This is a genomic window from Gammaproteobacteria bacterium (genome assembly GCA_014075255.1).
GTDB lineage: Bacteria > Pseudomonadota > Gammaproteobacteria > UBA4575 > UBA4575 > JABDMD01.
The window spans coordinates 119,218-144,807 of record CP046178.1 but is presented as its reverse complement, the minus strand read 5'-3'; the positions used below and the strand labels follow the sequence as shown (position 1 = coordinate 144,807).

The window sequence follows — 25,590 nt, the reverse complement described above, 5'->3', positions numbered from 1 at the left end:
GAATATTAATTACGAATATAAAACATCATTATACTCAAAAATCGCCTGATAATTTTTGCCTTATCACCATAGCTATAAATCGAGAATTTAGTATTACATAGCGGCTAAACAGCCTTCGAGGCTCTTGCATTAAACGATATGCCCACTCTAACCCTAATTTTTGCAGCCAATTAGGAGCTCTTTTTTTGGTGCCAGCCAGGAACTCAATTACAGCTCCAACACCTACCATCACAGCACGAACTTCTTTAGCATTATCATGCATCCATTTTTCTTGCTTCGGGCAACCAAGTGCAACAAACAACACCTCAACACCTGAATCATTTATACCTGTCACTAGAGATTCAGTCTCTTGCTGTGACTGATCTCTAAATGGAGGGGAGTATGTGTATGGTATCTTCAAATTCTCATTATTCATTTTTAAATTTTCAACAGCTTCTATTAAAACCTTTGGCTCACCACCTAAAAACCCGATTCGCATCCCACTATTTGCTGCTTCTCTAATAATATTTATTGTAATATCGTAGCCTGTAATTCTCTGTTGCGTATAGATACCCAGCTTCCTAAGGACCCAAACAATCGGCATCCCATCAGGACAAATAATTGCTGCAGTATTAACTATATTTTTAAAATCTCTAGAATCCTGCGCCTCCATTAGCATATGAACATTTGCAGCACAAACATATCCATATTTTGAATTTTTAACTAATTGAACCACCTTTCGAACAACCTCTTCGATATTTATACAATCAATTCGAACACCCATTACATATTTACTGAGATTCTGTTCCATATAACTTAGCTAAATAATATTATCCAACTTTCTTGCTAACTTTTTTAGAATAATAATGAACTAACCCATGCACTTTTCTTTTCCCATAATACAAATATGAAGAATATAAAAATGATGCAAAAACATGAACCAGTCGAATTGGAAGCCATGCCATTAATCGTAAAAAATAAAAGTTTTTTATGCCAGCTTCATTTAAGTAACTACGAAGATCATTTGACTTGTTATCTTGGTGCATCCTAAACCCGGAGATAACAGTAGGAATGGTTTTCAGTGACGAATGTTTTGCGAAACAACGCCATAGGTAGTAGTCGCCAGCACTCTTAAAGGATGAAATTTGATTTAATTCTTGCTTACCCAATGATTGATATAATTCTTTGGAAAAAAAAGTACTTTCTTGTTGTATACAACCTAACGCCAAGTGATGAAAAAAACCTCTTTTGATTAGATATCTGGGGTACCAACGAATTTTACCCACAAAACTTAATTCCCCATGCTCACCCCAAAATCCCGGTATACCAGTCACCCAACTTACATTTTTAGATTTAAACTCATTTGCTACCACTTCTAAAGCCCATGGCATAAGTTTATCATCAGCATTAATCCAACAAAGTATCTCACCATGAGCTAACGCAAATCCTTTAAACAAGGCATCATACATACCATCATCAGGCTCACTTACCAAACAATTTATTGAGCTTTCAAATTTATTAATTATCTCAAGTGTTTTATCTGTAGAACTACCATCTATAATGATGTATTCATAGTTGTTATATGATTGTGCGACTACACTCCTTATCGTCTCCTCAATATATCGCTCGCCATTATATACAACTGTAATTATTGAAATTTTAGGGGAATCAGCATCTGCACTGTTTATTATCATATTTTCGCGGACATATAGTCTATAGGTATTTATATTTTGCTATATATAAAGAATTTTTTTTAATAACAGAATTTTCATCAATTTCATTACTTCAATCAACTTCTCATTATCACTAGAAAATAATTACAAAAACTTATTAATTAAATTACATATATAGGTGATCTGCTCAAAACTCAAACCAGGCCAACTAGGCAGGCTAACACCTTGTGCACTTATCCTTTCAGCAATAGGGTAATTTCCTTCTTTGCTTAAGTACATCGGCATTAAATGAATAGGCCTAAATACAGGCCGAGTCTCAACCTCATTATCTGCAAGATGGTTTCTTAATTTTTCAACTTTTCTAGCATCATTAACTAGCACGGTTACCAACCAGTAAGAATGAATAATATTTTTTGACTCTCTTTGAACCACAACTTTTTGCGCATCCAAACCTTTTTTATACCAACTAGCAAGCAATCTCTTTTTCTCACATATCTCACTTATCCTCTCTAATTGCGCCAAACCAATTGCCGCGCATAGATTTGTCATCCGATAGTTGTATCCAACAACATCATGCCAATAGTCCCCCTCCATACGAACCCCTTGAGTTTTAAACTGCACAGCTCGATCAAAAATATCTATATTTTGCGCAACAAGCATACCTCCTTCTCCAGTTGTAATTGTTTTATTGCCAAAAAAACTATAACAAGATACATCGGCCTGTCTTCCTACATGCTCACTGTGGTAATATGCGCCAAGTGCTTCTGCACAATCCTCTATTAAATAGATATTATTTTTTGTACATATATTTTTAATACTACCTATATCACACGGATGTCCATACAAGTGCACCGACATAATAGCTTTAGTATTGTCATTAACTTTTCTCTCGACATCTGCGACACTCATTTGCCATGTATCATCTTCAGAATCCACAAACACAGGTGTCGCACCAACATAGATAATTGCATTAACTGAAGCAATATACGTAAGTGTAGGTACAATTACCTCATCCCCTCTGCCAATTCCCAATGCTAATAAAGCCAGATGTAACGCAGTTGTCCCATTACATACTGTCGTGCAATTAGAAACACCAACAAATTTTGAAAAACTCTCTTCAAACCTATTTACAAACTTCCCCTTAGATGAAATCCACGTAGAATCGAATGCCTCCAATAGATAACCTCTTTCTAGATCAGATAAATATGGCTTGTAAAGTGGTATTTTATTCATTTTATTTTTCGTGGCTGAAAGAGCTTTTAGATATAGTCTTCATAAATAAACAAACCAGCAGCTTAGAATACAGTCCAGGTGCTCACATTTGATTTAACAATTTAAGGTAAATTATCTATACACAGATTTAAAAAAACATTTGAAAACAAGATTATTAATTTTCAACAAAAAGATTTTCCACCCTTCTTGTCTTCCCCGTTTCAAAATCATGCAATGCACATTCATTGATTTCTTTAAGCGCCTCTTTCTTACTTAGAAACGTCAACTTACCGCTCTTAGATCTTGATTCCCTTACATTGCACTTTACATAAGTATCAGAAACAGTTTTTGAATTAATAAATTTTGACATATCGTTTCTTACAAAGAATAAATTTGTGCCAACTGAATTAGAACCTACCAAAATATAACCTTTGTTTTCAGCCAACAACTGCAATGCTGAAATTGATGCACCATAATAGAGATTCGAGTAATGTGCGTTAGATCGCTCAAAATCTGATTTATATGGCACAGTAACCTTTAAATCTGGGCCAAATAGATTGTTATATTCACAAATCACAATGACTGGTGATATGCATTCTATAGCATCCCATACCCAGTAATCGTTACCGTCTATATCGATTGATAATAGACCAATATTAAAAGGGACATCTGTAGCTTCAATCACTTCATTTATATTCTCACGAGATATAAAGGAATGAATTGCATTAATTGAGTATTTCCAATAGGTCGCATCATCTTTAATCGACTGAATATCTTCCTTCGAAGCATCAATCAAGACACCTTCCCAATTGTTATTTTTTAACAAAAAACGAGTATTTGATTCTTTAATAGTCCTGCACACCAATTTCGATGAACACCTTATTTTTTATTGGAACATAATCTAGTAGATACTGAATTATCCCATCTTCACCCCATTGCGAAAATACTTTGAATTCCGCATTTTCTATTTCGTTGGACTTCATCATCTTGATTTGCCTCAGCTCAATCCTACCAATCGCAGTCTGCATCTCCTCCAACCTTCCTTCAAGATTCGTCAATTCAGCAGAATTCAAAAATACACTGCGAACTGCACGTAGTACTTTTTTTAAAATATCTTTGCTCATTTTTCCAACTTAATAAAAGAACTTTTTACATGCACTAGTATTATAATTTATTAAATAGATAATGCTCGACTTATACCAAAAGAACATAATTAAATGTCACACACACTAACAAGTTATGCTCGTTTAGCTTACTATTTACTATATTTACGATGAGCACTATATAATCATAATGGCATCCGGAAATAATCTATAAATATACTTCTTGTAGCTCCCGAGTTCTTATAAATTTTGCTGGAGAACCGTATACAACCATATTGTCACCAACATCTGATAGCACTAGCGATGACGCCCCTATTACTGAATTGCTGCCAATCTTGATATTATTAGAAATTGTTGCGCCAATACCGACAGCTGTGCAATCGCCTATAGATGTACACCCACCTGCAACTGAATTAGGCGCCAAACTTGAGAAATTACCAACGACTGAATCATGATCTATCGAACTATTTGTATTAACTATACAAAATTCTCCAATATTGCAATTTGGGTTTAACACACAACCTGCCATTACTACAGTCCCATGCCCTATTCTAGCGCCACTAGCTATCACCGCATCTGGATGAATGACAGTTATAAATTTTATATTTGAAACGCTCTGGTATATGTAATTAACCAATACTGATCGAGTATAGTTGTCGCCCACTGCGACACTAATACTATCAATATTCTTACTTTTTATGATTGACTTAAGATCCGTGTCTATGCCCAGAAAAGGAACACCTAAAATTGGCGGCCTTTCCAAGTCTCCATTTTTTTCAACATATCCAACAATATTTACTTCAGGATTTAATTTCAATGCGTCAATAACTGCAGAAGAATGCCCGCCGCCGCCTATAATTAATATGTTATTCATTATTCAAGCATCTCCAAATGTATAAATTAAAGATTACAAAGTAATGTGCCAGCGTTAAACTATTTGACTCAATAATTTAACAAAAGCTGTCACCCAGACCAACTCATATACTACTTATTCGCACTTTATTGATATTTTAGTGCCTGATAAGCTGCCCTCATCACTTTTTTCCCTAATTTTTCTGCTTGCTGATATCCATCATGTATTAATTTTTGTTTATCAACTACTACTGTTTCTTTTTCAAGAAGATCGCGCATCTTATTCGCTAAATCCTCAGAAGAATTCGACTTAAAAAAGATAACTCGCTCCCCCTCTATCTCCATGTTTACTGTTATGTCTGAAACAATTACATAAGCTCCAATAGACAACGCATCATAAACACTTCCGCCACCTGGGCCTCCTTCAAACAATGTTGGTTGTATTAGCGCAACACTTCTCTTGATAAAACCAATCTGCTCTAATTTATCTAGATGTCCTAAAAAATGAATATTTTTACTCATTCCCATATTACGTACTTCTCTTTGTACAGAATCATAATATCCAGCATCCCTATACTCATCCGGACTACCCGTGCAAACAATATGAATATTCCTACTCCCTTCTTGCAACAGTAAATTCAACGACTTGAATGCTGTAATATGCGACTTATGCATCCAAAATTGATTTGATATTATAAAATATTTATTACCATTACACGCCCATGACTCACTCACCTCTGATCCACATTCTAACCACACACTCTCTGGATTTGGGGAAAATGGCAATGCAATTATCTCAACAGCGTCAGTTTCATAATTTCTTTCTAGGTCTTCTTTAACAAACTGAGAATTCACGACAACCACGTTGGCACTGAATAGCATATCTTGAAATACTTGATCTCTACTGTCTCGCTCTTTATCTGTGAAATTATCCTTTAAATGCAAATGCTGTAAGTCGGGAATATATCCGACCCATGGTATATCAAAGTTTATTCCAAGGTTTTTAATAGAAGGAATTATTACATCAATATTTAATCTATGTGCCGTCTCTAATAAACATTTGTTTGAATATTTATAAGCAACCAAATTAACATTTTTAGATTTATCAAATAAACCACACGTCTGGTCTGGTGATAACATTTTAAAGGCTACTTTTTTCAAAGCTGTAAAATTAGTATTTTTAGATGAATAAATAAAACTAGCTCGCAATATACTAAGCTTACGCCTAGTCTGATAACCAACTCCACTTGGAACTAAAAGATAAATACTTATGTTGCACTCATTTTGAATAGACTCTAATGACCGAATTATTGATTTTATGAGATCAACCCCACCCCCCCATGTTATAAATCCATCTGCCAAAACACCAATATTCAAACACTTCTTGCTCCTCACATACTCAAACATACATACAGTCACTCTAAATGTTTAATTCTCATAACTACTCACCATATAATTCGGATATACTGCATATTGTTCAAATACAATACATCCTCACTCTTACCATAAAGTTAATAATGGCGAAATGCACAAGTACTTTCATATACTTAAAAAATAGCACTTGTCATTTTTTCCTCGCAACAAATATAACCCTATTTTCCTCTAATTTTTCTTCTAAAATCACTTCAGCTTGCAAATTTAGAGCTTCCCTAAACCAATCTACAGTATACCACGACGGTATTTCTTGCCCGCGCACACCATCCCACAAACCTAATGGCATAAATTCAATAAACGCCAAACTTGATGAGTACGAAAGAATTATTTCTAACACTCGATTAATAGAAAATTTTTGGCTTAAGAGCAAATGGTGTGTAACAGCCAACGAAATTACCGCATCCGATTTTAATCTTTCGTGCGGAGGGTCTCCATTATACGTTGTAAAAGGCGACACAAAGTTCGACAAGACCGGGGTTATTTTCTTTTTGCTTTTTTTGACTCTGTTATAAATTCCATCAACTGCCACCTCATCGCTATCAATACATACAACATTATTTACACAAGTTCTTTCTAACAATAACTCAGCAAATGCCCCTCTATTACACCCAAGATCTGTGATAGACTCTATTTCATACGAGTTGACCAACTCCAATATTCTTTCAAATCTTTTAGTTCTTAAAATATCACGCTCTTTGAAGTAAATATCATCATAATTAGACCATATCGTCTTTGATTTCTTCTTATTAATTTTATTTATCTTTTGTTTAAGCTTTGTGATCTGTTGTCTATGATTCGGCAGTATTCTTAGAGCATTTAAAACTGAAAAAATCTTTTTCCCATATTTTGGCATTTTTTCTTGTATTCTTTTTTCTGAAACACAAGCCATCTTGTTTCTAATAAATCGATTGTCCGCAACTTTTCTAACGTAATTGTTTTTGACTACTCTCGATATTGGATATCTATACTGCAAATACGAGTGATGCGGCATTAGTTCTACACCTAATTGAGCTCGCCTTGCCATAAATTCATTTCCAGTACTCCATACATACAATGGATAGTAATACCAACGAATAAACTCTTCATAGGCCAGCCAGCCAGAGCGTGCGGTATCCAGTTTTTCTAAGCTCCCCAAATCAACAAATTTCGGAATGCAATTATCAAATACAACATTAAAGCCATGACAGTCTTTTGTTTGAAAATTAAACTCCTGGGTAATCGAATTTATATTAAGCACCAATAAAGCCGCATCCTTAAGCATAGAGAAAGTCCATTCATACGGGTATGTTACATTTAAAATCTTTTCATGCTCTACAAGCAACTCATAATCATGTAGCTTATTATCTGAAATCCATGAATTAGGAAACATATCACAATCAATCAACTTGGATACCATATCACTGCTTAGAAGAGCCTTAATTTTATCTCCATAGCTATAATTAATTCCTCTAAATAATCGGCCTCTCCAGAGAAAAACATCCCCTACATCATCTACTGCAGATAAATTAGCAAATGAGATTTCATCAGAATCAATTTCTTTTGTCATTTTGTAATCGCGTTTAAAGTAAATGATTTTAAAAACATTTGAACAGACTCTGATGCTTTTGAATTAAACAATGGAGAGAAAATTGCACTTACAAACCACGACAATAACGAAGCAATCGCTGCACCGATTCCACCGTATGATGGTATTAATAATAAATTAAGTATAATATTTATTGCTACGAGCATGCCATAATCTATAGCAATAAATTTGACTAGACCCTCTAGCAAAAAAACCCTTGCGCGCATAGAGATATGAAAAATAAAAATGAGACTCATGATATGTATAGCAAGCATTTTCCCACTACTCATATATTGGTCGCCGAATAGTGTAATTACAATTTGGTCAGAAAATAAAATAAACGGCGTAGAAATTATAACTGCCGATAAAGTTAGAAAGCTATAAATCTTTTGAAGTTTTAATTTGAACAATTTAACACTACTATTTCTTTTAGATATTAGAGTTGGAAAAACTGACATTCCAATTACCATAGGTATAAAATACCAAATTTGTGATAGTTTCGTAGCTATAGCGTAGTAGCCCACCTCAAAATTTCCATACAGCCCTCCAATCATAATCTTATCTACTTCCATGTTTATCAAAACAAAAATTGCAGATAGTGCCATAGGCCATCCGTTCATTAATAGCTCTTTCGCAAGTGATGTGTTGAAATTCTTCAACCCCAAGCTGCTGCTCCCTCTTTTCTTAAATATCCAATACATCCCTATAGTTGCAATGATTGACTCAATTGTCATTACTATTGCAAACATAACTAACGTGGATTGCATTACTACTAGAAAAACCCTGACAAGAGCCATAATCAAATACGTAGCAGACCTTACAAATACAGAATATTTTGAGAGCATTTCAGCCTGAAAACATAAATCAATTATTTCAAATGATTTAAATGGTATTGTTAAAGCAATTATGATCACCAAGACAGTCGTCGGATCATATAAATCTTTCAGTAAAACGATGGAAATGAGAACAAAAAAATATCCAACAAACCCAGCACTGAGCTTAAGCACAAATGCTGTATCAACAATATCACTCAAACTATCTTTTTCGACCAACTCCTTAACTACAATTACATCTAAACCTAAACTTGAAATAGAAGAAAATAATGCCACAATCGCAATTGCATAGCTCAGCATTCCATATTGCTCTACACCTAAATAACGCGCCACTAGAATACCCACACCCAATCCAACTACCAATCGAATTGCTTTTTCAACGAATAACCAGCTTGAATTAGCTAAAATTTTCCTGACATTCTCTCTACCTTCAATGTATTTCTTTAAAGTCAGATAAATTGAATCAATCATGTTCCATAACATACAAATATCAAAGAATTAAGGAAGTTACGATGTGTAAGAATAGCTTTGCTAAAAGCAAAGCTATATTGCATGCAGTTTATAAGATTAGGCTTTTATACTAAAATACTAGCTCTTAGATAAAATAATAGAATTGAAAATTATAGTTTAACAGTCAATACTTTCTTGCAAAATCATGACTTAGATTCAAGCAATTCTTTCTCTATCTTTAAAATGGAATATCATCATCAAAGTCATCAGAGGACGAGCCAGCCGTTGCAGGTTCTGGCTGAGAAGACGAAGAGCCAGATTCAGGCATAGAAGCTACACCACCACCTTTACCACCTAACATTTGCATTTCGTTTGCAACAATTTCAGTGGTGTAGCGATCATTACCGCCTTGGTCTTGCCACTTACGGGTTTGCAATCGACCTTCAACATATACCTGCGAACCTTTTCGTAGATACTCACCAGCAATTTCGGCTAAACGGCGAAAAAATACGATTCTATGCCATTCAGTTTTTTCGACTTTTTCGCCCGAAGTTTTATCATTCCAAGACTCTGTTGTGGCAATACTGATGTTGCAAACAGCTTGACCACTAGGCATGTATTTAATTTCTGGATCTTGCCCTAGATTGCCTACTAATATTACTTTGTTTACGCCTCTTGCCATCTCGAATCACCTTGTGCTTAGATTTTTATAATGAACATATTCTACGGGCAAATAACGCAAATCTCACCATATTCTGAATAATATATTTAGATAATAATACTTTTAGTTAACATGAATTTAGCGACTTAAGCTCTCAAATAAGTTTACATACTCCGTCGTGACACCTTGAATTGAATATTTTTTAGACAACTCTACAACGTTTTGATTAAGTGCTTGATGGGCTTTAAATAGACCACTCGCCACCTCTTCTGCATTTCTAGCATCTACTATATAGATATATGGCGAAATACATTGAGATTCATGCAAATACTCTGAAGCCACAACCGACAAACCTGTGGCAAGTGCTTCAAGTATATTCAATGGTGCACCTTCAACTCTCAATGTTGGAAACAAGAAAATATCTCCCATTTGAAAATATTGTGGCATTTGAGAATATGGCTTTGCGCCTGCGAAAGTCACTTTATTATCTAATGAGCACTTTACGACCAGTTGTTGGAACTTGTTCTTATCTGGTCCATCTCCGATTATAAGTAGATGCGCATTCGGTACTTTTTCTAAAAATTTTTGAAATCCTAAAATTCCCTGCGTTATGCCTTTTTGTAGGATAAGTCTTGATGCTGAAATAATCAGCGGCCCATCTAGACATATATTATATTTATTGCGCAACTCATCTCTAATAGTGGATGAAGGATGGAATTTTCGTATGTCAATTCCATTTTCTATAAGTATTATTTTTTCTTCATTTAAATATTGCGTATAAGGTTTACTTTTAAAAGTACGTTCAACAATTTTTCCTACAGTTACAATTTTATCAACTTTTCTTAATGCCCTATATTCACGGATAAAGTATTTAATTTGTCTTAAACACTTTAAAATTTGAATAGGGTTCCTTGTGCGAAGTTTTGAAATCACTTCACCTACAACAGAGCCATGTGCCTGCCATACGATTGGCACATCACTAAATTGTTCGCGTTGAAACAAAAGACCACACGCGCCCATGGCGACACTCACTACACAAGTCGTATCTTTACGTAAATTTTGATCAAAGTAATCTGCTGAAAGCCTCCAAAACTTTCTTGTATAACGACGTGGCTTTACACCCGGTATAGCAACTACATTCACACCCTCCTCAACAAACTTTTCTGGCTTATCAGGAATAGTGGTTGTTACAACTGTAACTCTACCCTGGCCACTTCTTGATATCTCTGTAAGCAAGTCCCATACGACAATTTCCATTCCTCCTATACCATGGAAGGGCAAAGTGCGAGAAAAAAAAACGTAGTGCTGATTGCTAGACATGCAAATTTATAAGATAGGAATTAGTATTGTTATATACAGCAGCATTCTCAAGCTGTATAGGCTAAGAATAAAATAGTATTGATCTAATACCATGTAAATAGGCATCTAGATTTTTGTACTCAAGAAGCAAAAAGCCGTATATTAGTCTGTTTGCTTGTATGTGCCTAAAATATGAAAGAAATTAGTATCCGTGGAGCACGAACCCATAACCTACAAAACATCGATGTTAACCTCCCCAGAGATAAGCTAATTGTCATTACGGGCTTATCAGGCTCAGGTAAGTCATCTCTAGCCTTTGACACCATTTTTGCTGAGGGACAGCGACGCTATGTAGAGTCGCTATCAGCCTATGCTCGTCAATTTTTGGCCCGTATGGATAAACCTGATGTAGATTCTATTGACGGATTATCTCCTTCTATATCCATTGAGCAAAAAGCCACCTCCCACAACCCTAGATCTACTGTAGGCACAATTACCGAAATATACGACTATCTTCGCTTGCTGTATGCACGAGCAGGTACCCCAAGATGTCCTAGCCACAATATTGATTTACATGCTCAAACCATCAGTCAAATGGTGGATAAAGCTCTCTCCTTCGAAGAGGGTAAGAAATACATGTTGCTTGCCCCAGTAGTACAGAACCGAAAAGGCGAGCATGTTCAACTGCTTGGCAAGTTACAGGCAGAGGGATTTATTAGAGCGCGTATAGATGGCGAAATTTATGAATTGGACACGCCGCCCAAATTAGATCTGCGGAAAAAACATAACATTGAAGTCGTTGTAGACAGATTTAAAATCAAACAAGACTTAAAGTCGCGCTTAGCGGAATCTTTTGAAACCGCCCTTAAGCTTGCGGATGATATTGCCATCATTTGCTCTATGGATAACCCAAAAGAAGCTGAACTAGTATTTTCGGCAAAATTTGCCTGTCCAAAATGCGGCTATAGCTTAAATGAGCTCGAACCGCGGTTATTCTCATTCAACAATCCTGTTGGTGCTTGCAGCGATTGCGATGGATTAGGTATTGAAGAGTTTTTTGATCCAGATTTAGTGATTGTCAATGAAGATATCAGTCTTGCTGGAGGAGCGATTCGAGGCTGGGATCGACGCAATGCTTATTATTTTAACTTAATTCAATCGCTCGCAGACCATTATAAATTCGATATCGAGTCTGCATATAATGAGCTAGATGAAGAAACCCAAGAAATTCTTCTGTATGGCAGTGAAGAGGAAGAAGTACAGTTTAAATATACTGGTGAAAATGGCAAAGCCTATAAGCGCAAGCATACATTCGAAGGCATTATTCCCAATATGGATCGGCGTTTTAATGAAACCGAATCCAGCGCGGTTCGTGAAGAGCTGAGCAAATATCTCACTACTCAAACTTGTCAAAGCTGTAACGGTGAGCGTTTAAATACTGAAGCTAGAAGTGTATTTATTAAAAAAACCAACCTTCCCACTATCACCTCATGGTCTACAGAGGATGCATTAACGTTTTTTGGTTCATTGAAACTTCCTGGCCACCTGGAAAAAGTAGGTGAGAAAGTTATAAACGAAATCAATGAACGACTAAAATTTCTAGTCAATGTAGGATTAGATTATTTAACACTTGATCGCAGTGCAGACACTTTATCTGGCGGTGAGGCTCAACGTATACGATTGGCTAGCCAAATTGGTTCGGGTTTAGTCGGCGTCACCTATATTCTCGACGAACCTTCAATAGGCTTGCACCAACGTGACAATCAACGCTTAATCGGTACGTTGAACTATCTCAGAGATCTTGGCAATACTGTAATAGTAGTTGAGCATGACGAAGAAGCCATTTGCAGTGCAGACTATGTGTTAGATATTGGCCCTGGCGCAGGTGTACATGGTGGTAAAATTATTGCTCAGGGCACACCCGCTGAAATTGAGAACAACTCAGCTTCCCTTACAGGACAGTATCTTTCAGGCAAGAGGAGTATTCCACTTCCTGAAATTAGACTCCCTTTTCAGAGGTCTAAAGCTATAAAGATAGTCAAAGCCTCTGGGAATAATTTAAAAAATGTAACCGTTGAATTACCGCTAGGTTTGCTTACCGTAATCTCAGGTGTTTCGGGATCAGGCAAATCTACACTAATTAATGAAACATTATATAAGTACTGTATGAGGCATTTACATGGCTCTGGCATTCTTCCAGCAGAATGCAGTGATATCAAAGGTTTAGATCAAATTGATAAAGTAATTGATATAAGCCAAAGTCCAATCGGACGCACTCCACGTTCTAACCCTGCAACCTATGCCGGTTTATTTACACCTATTCGAGAGATATTTTCTAATACTAAAGAATCACGTTCGCGTGGTTATTCACCAGGAAGATTTAGCTTTAATGTCAAGGGAGGACGTTGCGAAGCATGCCAAGGAGATGGCGTTATTAAAGTTGAAATGCATTTCCTACCAGATGTTTATGTGCCTTGTGACATATGCCATGGCAAACGCTATAACCGCGAAACACTTGATATACGTTTCAAAGGTAAAAACATTCATGAAATTTTACAAATGACTGTCGAAGATGCTGTGGAATTCTTTGACGCCATACCATTAGTAAAGCGCAAACTTGATACACTTATGGATGTAGGACTGTCTTATATCACTCTGGGACAAAGTGCTACAACACTATCAGGCGGTGAAGCACAACGCGTTAAACTTTCACGAGAACTCTCTAAGCGCAGTACTGGCAGCACACTTTACATCTTAGACGAACCAACCACTGGATTACATTTTTATGATGTGGAACAACTTTTAAAAGTACTACATCGCCTTAGAGATCAAGGAAACACAGTTATTGTCATCGAGCATAATCTAGATGTAATCAAAACAGCAGACTGGGTAATTGATCTTGGCCCTGAAGGTGGGCATCGTGGCGGCACTATTGTTGCTAAAGGTGCACCGGAAGAAATTGCTAACAATAAAAATTCATCAACGGGCCAATATTTGAAGCACATTCTTAAGATCAAAAAAGCCACCTAATCAAATACTTTTACACTTAAAGAATACTTGCTTTTTGATCTCCGGTTTTCAATTGAAAATTCTCTGCTGCTGATTTGCTCTTAACGGCGATCTCTACCTATATTGTGCAAACACATTAGAGACATAGCGTATAAATATGCTAGTTAAATGATAGTTTACGTTTATTATTCTTTAGTCCTAAATTAGATAATATCGTATATAATCAGAACAACTTTCCACATTTAATTATTAGGTCACCCTCTTAAAGTGAATACAAATCATCTAAAAAGATTTTTTACATTAAAAGTAAAGAAATTATTTAATTCGATCGGATTGGATATCGTTAGGTCTCGTGGGAAATCCAATGGCTCTATGGAAACTGCAATGCGTAATATTTCGAGCAAATATCGTACAATCAATTCTGTAATTGATATAGGCGCTTCCAATGGATCATGGTCATTATCACTAAAGAACCACTTACCTAATTGCAAATATTTACTAATTGAAGCACAAGAATTTCACAAAAAAGCTTTACACAAAACTTGCGAAATACATGAGAACTTTCAGTATATATTGGCTGCTGCAGGAAAATCTAAAGGTAAAATTTATTTTAACGCGGAAGACCCACTAGGAGGGCAAGCTTCATATACGCCTTACGAATCTCATAATATTGAAGTAGATGTAACTAGTATAGATAGCGAGGTTCAATCAAAAAACCTCAAAGGTCCTTTTTTATTAAAGTTTGATACCCATGGCTTTGAGGTGCCAATATTAGAAGGTGCTAATAAAACCCTAGAACAAACTGAGGTTATAGTTATGGAATGCTATAACTTTAACATTGCACCAGAATGCTTATTGTTTTATGAGATGTGTGCGTACTTAAATGAAATTGGATTTAGATGTGTTGATCTAGTAGACCCATTACATCGTCCTATTGATAATGCCTTTTGGCAAATGGATTTAATCTTTATTAAAAATGATAGCACTGTGTTTTCCAGTCTTACGTATGATTAATTTAGAATTAAATAACTACTCTTCTACAGGTCGATCGACAAGCTCTACAATTGCCATAGGGGCTTTATCACCGGTGCGAAAGCCACACTTAAGGATTCGCGTATAACCACCTGGACGTTCTTTGTATCTAGGGCCCAGTTCGGTAAATAATTTACCCACAATCGCTTTATCACGTAGACGTGAAAAAACTAATTGCCTCTTAGCCACACTATCTTCTTTTGCAATCGTAATGATTGGCTCGGCAAAACGGCGTAACTCTTTTGCTTTAGGCAACGTTGTACGAATCACTTCATGTGAAAATAATGAGGTCGCCATATTGCTCATCATCGCTTTACGATGCGAGCTATTACGATTGAGTTGTCGACCTGATTTACGATGTCTCACGATACTTACCTATTTCTTCTTGGCCTGTCTTGGCCTATTAAATTATAACTTTATGTTCTTCACGCAAATTTGCTGGTGGCCAGTTTTCAAGACGCATTCCCAAAGACAAGCCATGAGTTCCAAGAACATCTTTGATTTCAGTTAAAGACTTTTTACCTAAATTAGGCGTCTTTAATAACTCAACTTCGGTGCGTTGAATTAAGTCACCAATGTAATAAATATTTTCTGCTTTCAAACAATTTGCTGATCGAACCGTTAGCTCAAGATCATCTACTGGACGAACCAAGATTGGATCAATTTCAGTTTCACTCTTCTCATCCTCAACTTCCTCATCACCTTGCAGATCAACAAATACAGATAGCTGTTGTTGTAATATTCCAGCCGCCTTACGAATAGTCTCTTCTGGATCTACGGTTCCATTCGTTTCTAGATCAACAATAAGCTTATCTAAATTAGTACGCTGTTCAACTCGTGCGGTATCAACAGAATACGCAACTTTACGAACTGGACTAAAGCTCGCGTCAATTAAAAGCGAGCCAATTGCACGCTCATCTTCGTTTTTGCGTTGTGTTGCAGGCTGATAACCACGACCTTTAGCAATTTTAAGCGTCATGCTTAATGAGCCTTGCTCCGTTATATGTGCGATCACATGCTCTTTATTGATAATTTCTACATCATGATCTGCTTCGATATCACCAGCAGTGACTACGCCAGGACCAGTTTTGTTCAAGGTTAGCATGGCTTCATTTTTATTATGCATAACCGCGGCAACGCCTTTAAGGTTAAGCAAAATATCCACTACATCTTCTTGAACACCTTCGATAGCAGTGTACTCATGTAATACACCATCTATTTGTGCTTCAACAACTGCACAACCCTGAATAGATGAAAGTAAAATTCTTCGCAGAGCATTTCCAAGTGTATGTCCAAATCCGCGTTCTAGTGGCTCGAGTACAACTTTTGCGTGACATTCATCCGTTACCTGAACATCCACTACTCTAGGCTTTAGTAATTCATTTGTTGCGACCATCGATGAAACCTCTTTAACGCTATTAACTTTTACTTAGAATACAATTCTACTACGAGTGATTCATTGATATCTGGTGGCAAATCACTTCGTTCTGGCACAGATTTAAATGTGCCTTGCATTTTCTTAATATCCACTTCAACCCATTCTGGCAAACCAATTTGATCCGCAGTATTTAACGCATCTTGGATACGTAACTGCTTCTTAGCTTTTTCTCTTACCGTGACCACATCGCTAGCTGAAACTTGATAGGAAGGAATATTCACAACTACACCGTTTACTTCGATGGCTTTATGGCTGATTAACTGACGGCATTCTGCACGTGTCACACCAAAACCCATACGGTATAAAACATTGTCTAATCTGCATTCAAGTAATGTCAGCAGGTTCTCACCCGTTGAGCCTTTAATACCTGATGCTTTCTTATAATAATTTCTAAATTGCTTCTCTAACACACCATAGATACGACGTAGTTTTTGCTTCTCACGAAGCTGCACGCCATAGTTAGATGGACGCCCACGCTTGTCTCCATGCTGGCCTGGCTGTTTATCTAATTTACATTTTGAATCAAGTGGCCTTGCTCGACCTTTCAAAAACAGATCGGTGCCTTCACGGCGACTTAATTTACACTTTGGTCCTAAATAACGTGCCATAACATTAACCCCTAAACACGACGTCGTTTTGGTGGACGACAACCATTATGAGGAATGGGCGTAATGTCGTTGATATTAGTAATTTTATAACCTACCGCATGTAAAGCACGTACCGCTGATTCACGACCTGGGCCTGGACCTTTAATGCGTACTTCTAAATTCTTAAGACCGTATTCAAGAGCGGCCTGCCCTGCACGATCAGCCGCAACCTGTGCAGCAAAAGGTGTGCTTTTACGAGAACCTCGGAAACCAGAACCACCTGATGTAGCCCACGAAAGTGCATTACCTTGTCGATCGGTAATGGTCACAATGGTGTTGTTAAAAGACGCATGCACGTGTGCAACGCCGTCCGTAACAACGCGTTTAACTTTTTTACGAGTTCTTGTTGGTGCCTTAGCCATATATATTTGCCATATTTAATCTGTTAATTCTTCAGTCTTGGTTACGTAAATTTACTATCGTTTTATAGGTCTTATCTTTTAATTGGTCTATCTTTTAATAGGCCTTCTGGGACCTTTCCGTGTACGCGCATTGGTTTGAGTGCGTTGGCCACGTAGTGGTAATCCACGACGATGACGAATGCCTCTATAAGTACCTAGGTCCATCAATCTTTTAATATTTACGGTAATTTCGCGACGCAAATCGCCTTCAACTCGATATTTAGCTACTTCAGTTCGTAACTTACCTACTTCATCTTCACTAAGATCTTTAATCTTAGCGTCATGAGCGATACCGGTTGCATCACAAATTTTACGTGACGAGGTACGTCCAATTCCATAAATTGAGGTTAATGCAATCACGGTGTGCTTATGCACCGGTACATTAATGCCAGCAATACGTGCCATTTATTTAAGCCCCTTAAACGGTGACAAACATGTGAATGATAGATGTAAAACGACCCCTTGCTTTATCGAATGCTGAGGAGCGCGGATTCTATCAGTGTAATCAACAAAATACATATTCTTTACTCTTTAACCCTATTTAGCCTTGTCGCTGCTTATGGCGAGGATCTTTGCATATCACCCTAACTACACGATTACGTCGAATAACCTTGCAATTGCGACACATTTTTTTAACGGATGCTCGTACTTTCATTATAACCTCTTTAGCTTACTCTCTTATCGACCTGCACCTGATCGGCCAGAACCTTTAAGATTAGCTTTCTTCATTAACCCTTCGTATTGATGGGACATTAGATGTGCTTGCACTTGCGCCATAAAGTCCATTACTACAACAACAATAATTAATAGCGAAGTACCACCGAAATAAAATGGCACACCATATTTTAAAATCAAGAACTCTGGCAATAAACACACCAAGGTAATATAGATTGCACCAACAGCAGTTAAACGCGTTAATACATTATCGATATAGCGTGCAGTCTGTTCACCTGGGCGAATCCCAGGTATAAAAGCTCCTGAACGCTTCAAGTTATCCGCTGTTTCACGCGAATCAAATACGATTGCAGTATAAAAGAAACAGAAAAATACAATCGCTAGTGCATATAACATCACATACAAAGGTTGCCCTGGCGAAATCGCAGTAGCAATATTTTGCAGAAATGAGAAATTTCCTGTTGGACTACTAGACCACTGCAGTAAAGTGGAAGGAAACAATATGATACTCGATGCAAAAATAGGTGGAATTACACCAGACATATTCAGCTTTAAAGGTAAATGTGTAGATTGTGCAGCCATCATTTTTCTACCCTGCTGCCTACGTGCATAGTTAACCGTAATGCGGCGTTGAGCACGTTCCACAAAAATTACAAATGCGGTAACAAGAACTGCCATCATAAACAAAAACAATGCAAATCCTGCACTGAATGCACCTTCATTTACTTGCTCTAAAGTCCCACCAACTGCAGCAGGCAAACCTGCAACGATCCCTGCAAAAATGATAATTGATATACCGTTTCCGATACCTCGTTCCGTAATTTGCTCACCTAACCACATCAAAAACATTGTCCCAGTAACTAATGTAATGGTTGCCGTAAATAGAAATCCAATGCCTGGTGATAATGCCACTTGCTGGTTTTGCAACGCAATTGAAACACCAATCGCCTGGAATGTTGCAAGAAACACCGTCCCATAACGTGTGTATTGAGTAATTTTTCGACGCCCAGCTTCACCTTCTTTCTTTAACTCTTTTAAAGAAGGTACTACTGCACTCATTAACTGCATAATGATAGATGCAGAAATGTACGGCATAATCCCTAATGCAAATAAACTTAATCTTTCCAGTGCGCCACCGGAAAACATGTTGAACATTCCAAGAATAGTACTACTCTGTTGTTCAAAAAATCTCGCCATGGAAGCAGGGTCAATTCCTGGTACAGGAATAAAAGTACCAATGCGATACACAATCATCGCAAACAAAACAAATAGCAAACGTTTACGTAATTCTGATACTTGCCCTAAACCAGCAAGAGAACCTACATTGGCAGCTGCTCGAGACATTAAGCTTCTATAGCCCCGCCAGCAGCTTCAACTGCTTTTTTTGCACCTGCAGTGAATGTTAAACCTTTTGTTTTCACCGATTTTTCAATTTTTCCAGATAAAATTACTTTTACTTTTTTAGTTGTAGCAGGCACTAACTTCGCATCTTTAAGCGCATCAATATCTACAACTTCTTCGCTCACCAACTCAAGCTCATGCAAGCGTATTTCTGCTGTTAAACTGGCTTTGCGTGATCGGAAACCAATTTTAGGTAATCGTCTTTGCAAAGGCATTTGACCACCTTCAAAACCAACCTTGTGATAACCACCTTTACGTGATTTTTGACCTTTGTGCCCACGGCCACAAGTTTTACCAGAACCCGAACCTATACCACGACCAACGCGATTACGGTTTGGTCGACTGCCATCGGCTGGCTTTAATGTATTTAAATTCATGTCTATGTTTCTTGTCTTATTTAACTATTGAACTAAACCAATTCGACTACGCTTCTTCAACTTTGAGCATGTAACTAATTCTGTTAATCATGCCGCGATTACCAGGCGTATCTATAACATTTACTGGATTATGGATTCGTCGAATCCCTAATCCTCGCGCACAAGCTTTATGAGCAGCCAAACGGCCATTCAAACTCTTAACAAGCGTAACTTTTAATTGCTTACTCATAATTTATACATCTATAATTTTAGGGCTTACGACAATACATCTTCAATTGTCTTTCCGCGCTTTGCAGCAATATAGTCTGGCGATTGCATACTGTTTAACGCATCAATGGTTGCTTTAACCACGTTAATTGGGTTTCTAGACCCAATACATTTAGACAACACATTTTTAACACCAACCACTTCAAAAACTGCACGCATCGCTCCACCTGCAATAATACCTGTACCCACTGAAGCAGGTTTCATAAAAACTTTAGCTGCGCCATGAATACCGATCGCTTGGTAATGCAAAGTTCCATCAACAATAGGAACTTGTTTCATATCTTTACGTGCTTTTTCCATCGCCTTTTGAATAGCTAGAGGAACCTCACGCGCTTTACCGTAACCAACACCCACCTTACCGTTACCATCTCCAACAACCGTTAATGCAGTAAAACCAAATTGACGGCCGCCTTTAACCACCTTCGCTACGCGGTTAACTGAAACCAATCTCTCTTCGAGACCGTCTGATATTCTTGCTGGTTCGTTTGCAGCCATATTCTCTTAGACCTAGTTGCTCTTATATTTAGTAATTAAAATTAATCTTTTACTTAGAATTTAAGTCCAGCTTCACGCGCTGCATCAGCGAGCGCTTTAACACGTCCGTGGTATCTAAACCCTGAACGATCAAAAGCAACAGACTCAATACCTTTTTCTTTTGCACGTTGGGCAATTTTTTCACCAACGGCTTTAGCAGCATCCACATTGCCACTGTACTTAATAGCACCACGCACTTCTGGCTCAACAGAAGATGCAGCAACTAGTGTTTGATCACCAGTAGGCGCAATTACCTGTGCATAGATATGTTTAGAGGTACGATGAATACTTAAACGATGCACACATAACTCAGCAATTTTACTGCGTGTTCTAAGCGCTCTGCGCAGTCGCGATTTTGTTTTATTCATCTTCATCGTATTAACTAACTCTTATTTATTTCAGCTTTTTTACTTTTTCTTACTTATTTCTTTTTAGCTTCTTTACGTACAATTCGTTCATCAGCATATTTAACACCCTTACCTTTGTATGGCTCCGGCGGTCTATAGGCACGTATCTCAGCAGCTACTTGACCGACCTTTTGTTTATCAGCACCACTAATCACAACTTCTGTCTGACTTGGTGTTTCTACTTTAACGCCCTCAGGAACTGGATAATTCACCGGGTGCGAAAAACCTAAATTTAGATTCAAGGTTTTACCTTTAGCTTGTGCTCGATAACCAACACCCACTAGCTCTAACTTCTTCTCGAAACCATCAGTTACACCAACCACTATATTATTAATCAGCGATCGCATGGTTCCAGCCATAGCTATATTTTTTGTCTTCTCAAGCTGAACATTAATTTCGTTGTCACCATATTCCACACTCACATCTTCGTGGATATTCATAGACATCTCACCTTTAGAACCCTTAACTGCCAAGTGTTGGCCATTAAGTTTCACGTCTACTCCCGAAGGAATTAAAACTGGTTGTTTAGCGATTCGTGACATATATATTCTTAATCTTTAAATATTAATTCGTTTTAACTCAACTATTACTCAACTGTGCAAAGCACTTCACCACCATGCCCCGCAGCTCTTGCTGCACGATCACTCATCACACCATTAGAAGTCGAAATAATTGCAATACCCATTCCACCAATGACTCGTGGAAGTTCATCTACGCTTTTATAAGTACGAAGACCAGGACGACTCACACGCTGAACTTTAGAAATTACTGGCTCACCCATGTAATACTTAAGTGTTACAACTATCGTTGACTTCACACCCTCTTTACTTACCGAGAAATCTTCTATAAAACCTTCATCCTTAAGTACTTTCGCTATCGCTTGCTTAACATTAGACGAAGGTACATCAACGGTAACTTTGTTTGCGCCTTGTCCATTACGAATACGCGTTAACATATCGGAAATGGGATCACTCATACTCATAATGCTTCCTTAATCTTTATCTAACAGCACTTAAAATTATGTTTACCAACTGGCCTTAACTAAGCCTGGAACATCACCACGCATTGCAGCTTCGCGTAATTTATTTCTACCTAAGCCAAATTTACTGTAATAACCTCTAGATCGACCAGTCAAACTACATCGGTTGCGCATTCGAACCGGGCTAGCATCCCTAGGTAACTTTTGTAGCTGTAATACCGCAGCTTCTTTTTCTTCGTAACTAGTCGTCGGGCTTTTAATAATTGCCTTTAACACAGCACGTTTTTTCGCACAACGATTCACTTCTTTTTCACGCTTCGTATCGCGTGCAACCATTGAAAGCTTAGCCATAAATAAATCTCAGTTTTAAATCTAATATAATTATTTTCTAAATGGGAAACTAAAGGCTTCTAACAAAGCCTTGGCTTCTTCATCTGTTCTTGCACTGGTTGTAATGGCAATATCCATTCCACGAAGTGCATCAATTTTATCGTAATCAATTTCTGGAAAAATAATCTGCTCAGTTATACCAAGACTGTAGTTTCCACGCCCATCAAATGCTTTGGCGCTCATGCCTCTAAAATCTCGAATACGAGGGATCGCAATACTAATTAGGCGGTCTAAAAACTCATACATTCGTTTTTTACGCAAGGTAACCTTTACACCAATTGGATATTCATCGCGAATACTAAACCCTGCAATTGATTTTTTCGCTTTAGTAACCACAACTTTTTGGCCTGCAATCTGCTCCATATCAGAAACAACTTTTTCAATTAGTTTTTTGTCGCGCACTGCTTCACCCACACCTGTATTGAGTGTGATTTTTTCAATGCGAGGCACTTGCATAACATTCTTGAAACTAAACTTATCCATTAGCTGGTCACGAACAGTTTCATTGTAAAATTCTTGTAAACGAGCCATATTGTTAATCTCTATACGTCGACCACTTCGCCATTCGATTTGAAAAAGCGTACTTTTTGATTGTCTTTAAGAAACTTATAGCCAATTCGATCACCCTTGTTGGTGGTTGGGTTAAACACCATTACATTAGATATATCGAGCGGCATTTCGCGCTCAACGATGCCACCTGAAACACCAGCATTCGGATTCGGCTTTTGATGCTTCTTAGCAATATTGATGCTTTCCACCACAACACGTTTATCGTTTAGCACTTTCAAAACCGTTCCGCGCCGGCCCTTATCTTTACCAGCGATAACGATCACATCATCGCCTCTATGTATCTTGTGCATATCTATGTACTTCTTTAAATAATCTGACTTAAATTGTCTTTATTATATTTTCTCTAAAGCACTTCGGGCGCTAAAGAAATAATTTTCATAAACTTTTCAGTTCTTAATTCACGTGTTACCGGTCCAAATATACGTGTGCCAATAGGTTGTAAATTTGCATTCAACAATACAGCAGCATTTGAATCGAAACGAATCAATGAACCATCAGTGCGTCTAACACCTTTTGCTGTACGCACAACAACTGCGTTATACACTTCACCTTTTTTAACTTTGCCACGTGGAATGGCATCTTTAATGCTAACTTTAATAACGTCGCCAATTCTGGCATAACGTCTGTGCGAACCACCAAGCACCTTGATACACATTAATTTGCGTGCACCACTGTTGTCTGCTGCTTCCAACGTTGTTTGCATCTGAATCATAACTAGACCTCAGCACCTGTCTCTATAACTTCAACTAAAGTCCAAGATTTAGTTTTAGATAAAGGTCGGCATTCGCGGATCGATACCATGTCACCAATCGAACACTCATTATTTTCATCATGCACATGTAATTTAGTTGAACGCCGAATATATTTTTTATATAACGGATGCTTCACTTGGCGCTCTAACAAGACCGTGACGGACTTATCCATCTTGTCACTAATAACTTTGCCCTGCAGAGTGCGTATCTTCTTTTCTTCAGACATTTGGTACTCTCAACGACAAGATATTTATATTAAGCATTTGCATATGATTTCTTATACTTTCATTAGTAAATTTTTAAAAACTATTTCTGAGATAATTTCTCATTCATAATCGTTTTTACGCGTGCAATATCTTTCTTGTTTAACTTAAACTGATGTACGCGTGTTGCTTGACCAACACCTTTTTGCATTCGTAAGTTAAACTGCTCTTTGCGCAACTCAAGCAACTCAGAACCAAGCTCTTTAACTGATTTACTTCTTAATTCTTCAACTTTCATGATCACATTACCGTACGCGAAACAAAGGTAGTTTTAATTGGCAACTTAGCAGCTGCAAGTTTAAATGCTTCACGTGCAGTCACCTCATCTACGCCTTCCATTTCATATAACATTTTCCCTGGTTGAATCTTTGCTACCCAATATTCAACATTACCCTTACCTTTACCTTGTCTAACCTCTAGAGGTTTTTTAGTAACTGGCACATCTGGAAATATTCGAATCCAAATCTTTCCGCCACGTTTTACATGGCGTGTCATGGCACGTCGGGCCGCTTCTATTTGACGTGCAGTAATACGACCACGTGCTGTAGCCTTTAAACCATATTCTCCAAAACTAACCTTATTACCATTCAACGCAAGACCACGATTGCGGCCTTTAAATTGTTTGCGAAATTTTGTACGTTTAGGTTGTAGCATGACTAGTATTTATTTGTATTAATTTGTTTTTTGTTTTGGTTTTTTAGCTGCTGTTTGTTTCTTATCAGCAGTGTCTTCGTTTTCTTTTGCATTTAAATCAAATACATCACCCTTATATATCCAGGTTTTAATACCAATAATCCCATAAGTGGTTAACGCTTCAGCAAATCCATAATCAATATTGGCTCGCAAAGTATGTAGAGGCACACGACCTTCTCGATACCACTCACTGCGTGCAATCTCTGCGCCATTTAAACGGCCGCCGACATTCACTTTTACACCCAATGCACCTAAGCGCATTGCATTACTAACCGCACGCTTCATTGCACGTCTAAACATGATGCGACGCTCTAATTGCTGCGCGATGCTTTCTGCAACAAGTTGCGAATCAATTTCTGGCTTACGAATTTCTTCAATATTAATCTTTACATTATTTACGCTAAGCCCAGTTCTGCGTGCCACTTCCTTACGAAGTGCCTCTATATCCTCGCCCTTCTTACCAATAACGATCCCAGGACGCGCAGTGTGAATAGTAATAAAAGCAGCTTTAGCTGGACGATCAATTTGAATTCGACTAACCGACGCTTGCGATAATTTCTTTTTTAAATATTCACGTATTTCTAAATCACTCTGCAAAAATTCTGCATAGTCTCTACCTTCTGCATACCACCTTGATGTCCATTCGGTGGATATTCCTAAACGCATTCCAGTTGGATGTACTTTTTGACCCATGA

General features: G+C 37.5%; 32 protein-coding genes and 1 pseudogene. 2 read left to right on the top strand and 31 right to left on the bottom strand.

Going from position 1 to position 25,590, the window contains the following annotated elements; genetic code table 11:
- Positions 1-34: 34 nt before the first annotated feature.
- The 10 genes and pseudogenes from GKR92_00795 to GKR92_00750 form a co-directional block, all read right to left on the bottom strand.
- The gene (locus tag GKR92_00795) at positions 35-790 is read right to left on the bottom strand and encodes a WecB/TagA/CpsF family glycosyltransferase (protein ID QMU60307.1); all 756 of its coding nucleotides are present in this window, start codon (positions 788-790) and stop codon (positions 35-37) included.
- A gap of 19 nt (positions 791-809) precedes the next feature.
- On the bottom strand, positions 810-1,673 hold the full coding sequence (locus tag GKR92_00790; protein QMU60306.1) for a glycosyltransferase: 864 nt from the start codon (positions 1,671-1,673) through the stop codon (positions 810-812).
- Between the two features lie 123 nt (positions 1,674-1,796).
- Positions 1,797-2,885 (bottom strand): aminotransferase class I/II-fold pyridoxal phosphate-dependent enzyme, encoded by a 1,089-nt coding sequence (locus GKR92_00785; GenBank protein ID QMU60305.1) that lies wholly within the window; start codon positions 2,883-2,885, stop codon positions 1,797-1,799.
- Positions 2,886-3,039: 154 nt separating this feature from the next.
- Positions 3,040-3,988 (bottom strand): annotated as a pseudogene (locus GKR92_00780) (hypothetical protein).
- Between the two features lie 187 nt (positions 3,989-4,175).
- Positions 4,176-4,841, bottom strand: coding sequence for a transferase (locus tag GKR92_00775; GenBank protein ID QMU60304.1), 666 nt, complete (start codon positions 4,839-4,841; stop codon positions 4,176-4,178).
- 125 nt (positions 4,842-4,966) lie between these two features.
- Positions 4,967-6,226 (bottom strand): glycosyltransferase, encoded by a 1,260-nt coding sequence (locus GKR92_00770; protein ID QMU60303.1) that lies wholly within the window; start codon positions 6,224-6,226, stop codon positions 4,967-4,969.
- A gap of 157 nt (positions 6,227-6,383) precedes the next feature.
- Entirely contained in the window at positions 6,384-7,799 is a 1,416-nt protein-coding gene (locus GKR92_00765) for a hypothetical protein (protein QMU60302.1), read from the bottom strand.
- Positions 7,796-9,133 carry an oligosaccharide flippase family protein gene (locus tag GKR92_00760; protein QMU60301.1) on the bottom strand — a complete coding sequence of 446 codons (1,338 nt, stop codon included), beginning with the start codon at positions 9,131-9,133 and terminating at the stop codon, positions 7,796-7,798. The genes GKR92_00765 and GKR92_00760 overlap by 4 nt, the downstream gene beginning before the upstream one ends.
- Positions 9,134-9,338: 205 nt before the next feature.
- Positions 9,339-9,782 carry a single-stranded DNA-binding protein gene (ssb, locus tag GKR92_00755; protein QMU60300.1) on the bottom strand — a complete coding sequence of 148 codons (444 nt, stop codon included), beginning with the start codon at positions 9,780-9,782 and terminating at the stop codon, positions 9,339-9,341.
- 117 nt (positions 9,783-9,899) lie between these two features.
- Positions 9,900-11,081 carry a glycosyltransferase gene (locus GKR92_00750; GenBank protein ID QMU60299.1) on the bottom strand — a complete coding sequence of 394 codons (1,182 nt, stop codon included), beginning with the start codon at positions 11,079-11,081 and terminating at the stop codon, positions 9,900-9,902.
- A gap of 171 nt (positions 11,082-11,252) precedes the next feature.
- Here GKR92_00750 and uvrA point away from each other — a divergent pair, with 171 nt between their 5' ends.
- Together uvrA and GKR92_00740 are read left to right on the top strand one after the other, a co-directional pair.
- Positions 11,253-14,090: an excinuclease ABC subunit UvrA gene (gene uvrA / locus GKR92_00745; protein ID QMU60298.1), complete on the top strand. Its 2,838-nt coding sequence runs from the start codon at positions 11,253-11,255 to the stop codon at positions 14,088-14,090.
- Positions 14,091-14,441: 351 nt separating this feature from the next.
- Positions 14,442-15,083 carry an FkbM family methyltransferase gene (locus GKR92_00740; protein ID QMU60297.1) on the top strand — a complete coding sequence of 214 codons (642 nt, stop codon included), beginning with the start codon at positions 14,442-14,444 and terminating at the stop codon, positions 15,081-15,083.
- Between the two features lie 15 nt (positions 15,084-15,098).
- On the opposite strand, the gene rplQ is transcribed toward GKR92_00740, so the two are convergent.
- From rplQ to rpsC, 21 genes are all read right to left on the bottom strand, one after another.
- On the bottom strand, positions 15,099-15,467 hold the full coding sequence (gene rplQ / locus GKR92_00735) for a 50S ribosomal protein L17 (GenBank protein QMU60296.1): 369 nt from the start codon (positions 15,465-15,467) through the stop codon (positions 15,099-15,101).
- 37 nt (positions 15,468-15,504) lie between these two features.
- Positions 15,505-16,497, bottom strand: coding sequence for a DNA-directed RNA polymerase subunit alpha (gene rpoA / locus GKR92_00730; protein ID QMU60295.1), 993 nt, complete (start codon positions 16,495-16,497; stop codon positions 15,505-15,507).
- A 29-nt stretch (positions 16,498-16,526) separates the two neighbouring features.
- Complete coding sequence (gene rpsD, locus GKR92_00725; protein ID QMU60294.1) at positions 16,527-17,147, bottom strand: 30S ribosomal protein S4; 621 nt, start codon at positions 17,145-17,147, stop codon at positions 16,527-16,529.
- An 11-nt stretch (positions 17,148-17,158) separates the two neighbouring features.
- The gene (gene rpsK / locus GKR92_00720; protein ID QMU60293.1) at positions 17,159-17,548 is read right to left on the bottom strand and encodes a 30S ribosomal protein S11; all 390 of its coding nucleotides are present in this window, start codon (positions 17,546-17,548) and stop codon (positions 17,159-17,161) included.
- A gap of 87 nt (positions 17,549-17,635) precedes the next feature.
- The gene (gene rpsM, locus GKR92_00715) at positions 17,636-17,992 is read right to left on the bottom strand and encodes a 30S ribosomal protein S13 (GenBank protein ID QMU60292.1); all 357 of its coding nucleotides are present in this window, start codon (positions 17,990-17,992) and stop codon (positions 17,636-17,638) included.
- Between the two features lie 136 nt (positions 17,993-18,128).
- Entirely contained in the window at positions 18,129-18,242 is a 114-nt protein-coding gene (gene rpmJ / locus GKR92_00710; GenBank protein ID QMU60291.1) for a 50S ribosomal protein L36, read from the bottom strand.
- A gap of 23 nt (positions 18,243-18,265) precedes the next feature.
- Positions 18,266-19,606 (bottom strand): preprotein translocase subunit SecY, encoded by a 1,341-nt coding sequence (gene secY / locus GKR92_00705; protein QMU60290.1) that lies wholly within the window; start codon positions 19,604-19,606, stop codon positions 18,266-18,268.
- Positions 19,606-20,040, bottom strand: a complete 435-nt coding sequence (gene rplO / locus GKR92_00700; GenBank protein QMU60289.1) for a 50S ribosomal protein L15 — start codon at positions 20,038-20,040, stop codon at positions 19,606-19,608. Before rplO ends, secY begins: the two co-directional genes overlap by 1 nt.
- 46 nt (positions 20,041-20,086) lie before the next feature.
- On the bottom strand, positions 20,087-20,269 hold the full coding sequence (rpmD, locus tag GKR92_00695; protein ID QMU60288.1) for a 50S ribosomal protein L30: 183 nt from the start codon (positions 20,267-20,269) through the stop codon (positions 20,087-20,089).
- Positions 20,270-20,295: 26 nt separating this feature from the next.
- A complete protein-coding gene (gene rpsE, locus GKR92_00690) occupies positions 20,296-20,802 on the bottom strand; it encodes a 30S ribosomal protein S5 (GenBank protein QMU60287.1) in 507 nt (168 codons plus the stop codon).
- Between the two features lie 53 nt (positions 20,803-20,855).
- Positions 20,856-21,209, bottom strand: coding sequence for a 50S ribosomal protein L18 (gene rplR / locus GKR92_00685; GenBank protein ID QMU60286.1), 354 nt, complete (start codon positions 21,207-21,209; stop codon positions 20,856-20,858).
- A gap of 53 nt (positions 21,210-21,262) precedes the next feature.
- Positions 21,263-21,790: a 50S ribosomal protein L6 gene (gene rplF, locus GKR92_00680; GenBank protein QMU60285.1), complete on the bottom strand. Its 528-nt coding sequence runs from the start codon at positions 21,788-21,790 to the stop codon at positions 21,263-21,265.
- 44 nt (positions 21,791-21,834) lie between these two features.
- Positions 21,835-22,230 carry a 30S ribosomal protein S8 gene (rpsH, locus tag GKR92_00675; protein QMU60284.1) on the bottom strand — a complete coding sequence of 132 codons (396 nt, stop codon included), beginning with the start codon at positions 22,228-22,230 and terminating at the stop codon, positions 21,835-21,837.
- 42 nt (positions 22,231-22,272) lie between these two features.
- The gene (gene rpsN / locus GKR92_00670) at positions 22,273-22,578 is read right to left on the bottom strand and encodes a 30S ribosomal protein S14 (protein ID QMU60283.1); all 306 of its coding nucleotides are present in this window, start codon (positions 22,576-22,578) and stop codon (positions 22,273-22,275) included.
- A gap of 30 nt (positions 22,579-22,608) precedes the next feature.
- Positions 22,609-23,148, bottom strand: coding sequence for a 50S ribosomal protein L5 (rplE, locus tag GKR92_00665; GenBank protein ID QMU60282.1), 540 nt, complete (start codon positions 23,146-23,148; stop codon positions 22,609-22,611).
- Between the two features lie 11 nt (positions 23,149-23,159).
- Entirely contained in the window at positions 23,160-23,477 is a 318-nt protein-coding gene (gene rplX, locus GKR92_00660) for a 50S ribosomal protein L24 (protein ID QMU60281.1), read from the bottom strand.
- A 53-nt stretch (positions 23,478-23,530) separates the two neighbouring features.
- On the bottom strand, positions 23,531-23,899 hold the full coding sequence (gene rplN, locus GKR92_00655) for a 50S ribosomal protein L14 (GenBank protein QMU60280.1): 369 nt from the start codon (positions 23,897-23,899) through the stop codon (positions 23,531-23,533).
- Positions 23,900-23,901: 2 nt separating this feature from the next.
- Positions 23,902-24,165, bottom strand: a complete 264-nt coding sequence (rpsQ, locus tag GKR92_00650) for a 30S ribosomal protein S17 (GenBank protein ID QMU60279.1) — start codon at positions 24,163-24,165, stop codon at positions 23,902-23,904.
- 80 nt (positions 24,166-24,245) lie between these two features.
- Positions 24,246-24,440: a 50S ribosomal protein L29 gene (gene rpmC, locus GKR92_00645; protein QMU60278.1), complete on the bottom strand. Its 195-nt coding sequence runs from the start codon at positions 24,438-24,440 to the stop codon at positions 24,246-24,248.
- A 2-nt stretch (positions 24,441-24,442) separates the two neighbouring features.
- The gene (gene rplP, locus GKR92_00640) at positions 24,443-24,856 is read right to left on the bottom strand and encodes a 50S ribosomal protein L16 (protein QMU60277.1); all 414 of its coding nucleotides are present in this window, start codon (positions 24,854-24,856) and stop codon (positions 24,443-24,445) included.
- A gap of 18 nt (positions 24,857-24,874) precedes the next feature.
- Positions 24,875-25,588, bottom strand: a complete 714-nt coding sequence (gene rpsC, locus GKR92_00635) for a 30S ribosomal protein S3 (GenBank protein QMU60276.1) — start codon at positions 25,586-25,588, stop codon at positions 24,875-24,877.
- Positions 25,589-25,590: the final 2 nt, after the last annotated feature.

Bases quoted from the DNA above. Each gene is read 5' to 3' on its own strand.
- GKR92_00795 (QMU60307.1), bottom strand. From the start codon at position 790: ATGGAACAGAATCTCAGTAAATATGTAATGGGTGTTCGAATTGATTGT.
- rpsC (QMU60276.1), bottom strand. From the start codon at position 25,588: ATGGGTCAAAAAGTACATCCAACTGGAATGCGTTTAGGAATATCCACC.
- rpsK (QMU60293.1), bottom strand. From the start codon at position 17,548: ATGGCTAAGGCACCAACAAGAACTCGTAAAAAAGTTAAACGCGTTGTT.
- rplN (QMU60280.1), bottom strand. From the start codon at position 23,899: ATGATTCAGATGCAAACAACGTTGGAAGCAGCAGACAACAGTGGTGCA.
- GKR92_00760 (QMU60301.1), bottom strand. From the start codon at position 9,133: ATGTTATGGAACATGATTGATTCAATTTATCTGACTTTAAAGAAATAC.
- rpsE (QMU60287.1), bottom strand. From the start codon at position 20,802: ATGGCTGCAAACGAACCAGCAAGAATATCAGACGGTCTCGAAGAGAGA.
- rpsD (QMU60294.1), bottom strand. From the start codon at position 17,147: ATGGCACGTTATTTAGGACCAAAGTGTAAATTAAGTCGCCGTGAAGGC.
- rplR (QMU60286.1), bottom strand. From the start codon at position 21,209: ATGAATAAAACAAAATCGCGACTGCGCAGAGCGCTTAGAACACGCAGT.
- uvrA (QMU60298.1), top strand. From the start codon at position 11,253: ATGAAAGAAATTAGTATCCGTGGAGCACGAACCCATAACCTACAAAAC.
- ssb (QMU60300.1), bottom strand. From the start codon at position 9,782: ATGGCAAGAGGCGTAAACAAAGTAATATTAGTAGGCAATCTAGGGCAA.
- GKR92_00770 (QMU60303.1), bottom strand. From the start codon at position 6,226: ATGTTTGAGTATGTGAGGAGCAAGAAGTGTTTGAATATTGGTGTTTTG.
- secY (QMU60290.1), bottom strand. From the start codon at position 19,606: ATGTCTCGAGCAGCTGCCAATGTAGGTTCTCTTGCTGGTTTAGGGCAA.
- rpoA (QMU60295.1), bottom strand. From the start codon at position 16,497: ATGGTCGCAACAAATGAATTACTAAAGCCTAGAGTAGTGGATGTTCAG.
- rpmC (QMU60278.1), bottom strand. From the start codon at position 24,440: ATGAAAGTTGAAGAATTAAGAAGTAAATCAGTTAAAGAGCTTGGTTCT.
- rpsN (QMU60283.1), bottom strand. From the start codon at position 22,578: ATGGCTAAGCTTTCAATGGTTGCACGCGATACGAAGCGTGAAAAAGAA.
- rplO (QMU60289.1), bottom strand. From the start codon at position 20,040: ATGAATTTAAATACATTAAAGCCAGCCGATGGCAGTCGACCAAACCGT.
- rplE (QMU60282.1), bottom strand. From the start codon at position 23,148: ATGGCTCGTTTACAAGAATTTTACAATGAAACTGTTCGTGACCAGCTA.
- rplX (QMU60281.1), bottom strand. From the start codon at position 23,477: ATGCACAAGATACATAGAGGCGATGATGTGATCGTTATCGCTGGTAAA.
- GKR92_00750 (QMU60299.1), bottom strand. From the start codon at position 11,081: ATGTCTAGCAATCAGCACTACGTTTTTTTTTCTCGCACTTTGCCCTTC.
- GKR92_00740 (QMU60297.1), top strand. From the start codon at position 14,442: ATGGAAACTGCAATGCGTAATATTTCGAGCAAATATCGTACAATCAAT.
- rpmD (QMU60288.1), bottom strand. From the start codon at position 20,269: ATGAGTAAGCAATTAAAAGTTACGCTTGTTAAGAGTTTGAATGGCCGT.
- GKR92_00765 (QMU60302.1), bottom strand. From the start codon at position 7,799: ATGACAAAAGAAATTGATTCTGATGAAATCTCATTTGCTAATTTATCT.
- rpsQ (QMU60279.1), bottom strand. From the start codon at position 24,165: ATGTCTGAAGAAAAGAAGATACGCACTCTGCAGGGCAAAGTTATTAGT.
- rpsM (QMU60292.1), bottom strand. From the start codon at position 17,992: ATGGCACGTATTGCTGGCATTAATGTACCGGTGCATAAGCACACCGTG.
- GKR92_00775 (QMU60304.1), bottom strand. From the start codon at position 4,841: ATGAATAACATATTAATTATAGGCGGCGGCGGGCATTCTTCTGCAGTT.
- GKR92_00790 (QMU60306.1), bottom strand. From the start codon at position 1,673: ATGATAATAAACAGTGCAGATGCTGATTCCCCTAAAATTTCAATAATT.
- rplF (QMU60285.1), bottom strand. From the start codon at position 21,790: ATGTCACGAATCGCTAAACAACCAGTTTTAATTCCTTCGGGAGTAGAC.
- rpmJ (QMU60291.1), bottom strand. From the start codon at position 18,242: ATGAAAGTACGAGCATCCGTTAAAAAAATGTGTCGCAATTGCAAGGTT.
- rplP (QMU60277.1), bottom strand. From the start codon at position 24,856: ATGCTACAACCTAAACGTACAAAATTTCGCAAACAATTTAAAGGCCGC.
- GKR92_00785 (QMU60305.1), bottom strand. From the start codon at position 2,885: ATGAATAAAATACCACTTTACAAGCCATATTTATCTGATCTAGAAAGA.
- rpsH (QMU60284.1), bottom strand. From the start codon at position 22,230: ATGAGTATGAGTGATCCCATTTCCGATATGTTAACGCGTATTCGTAAT.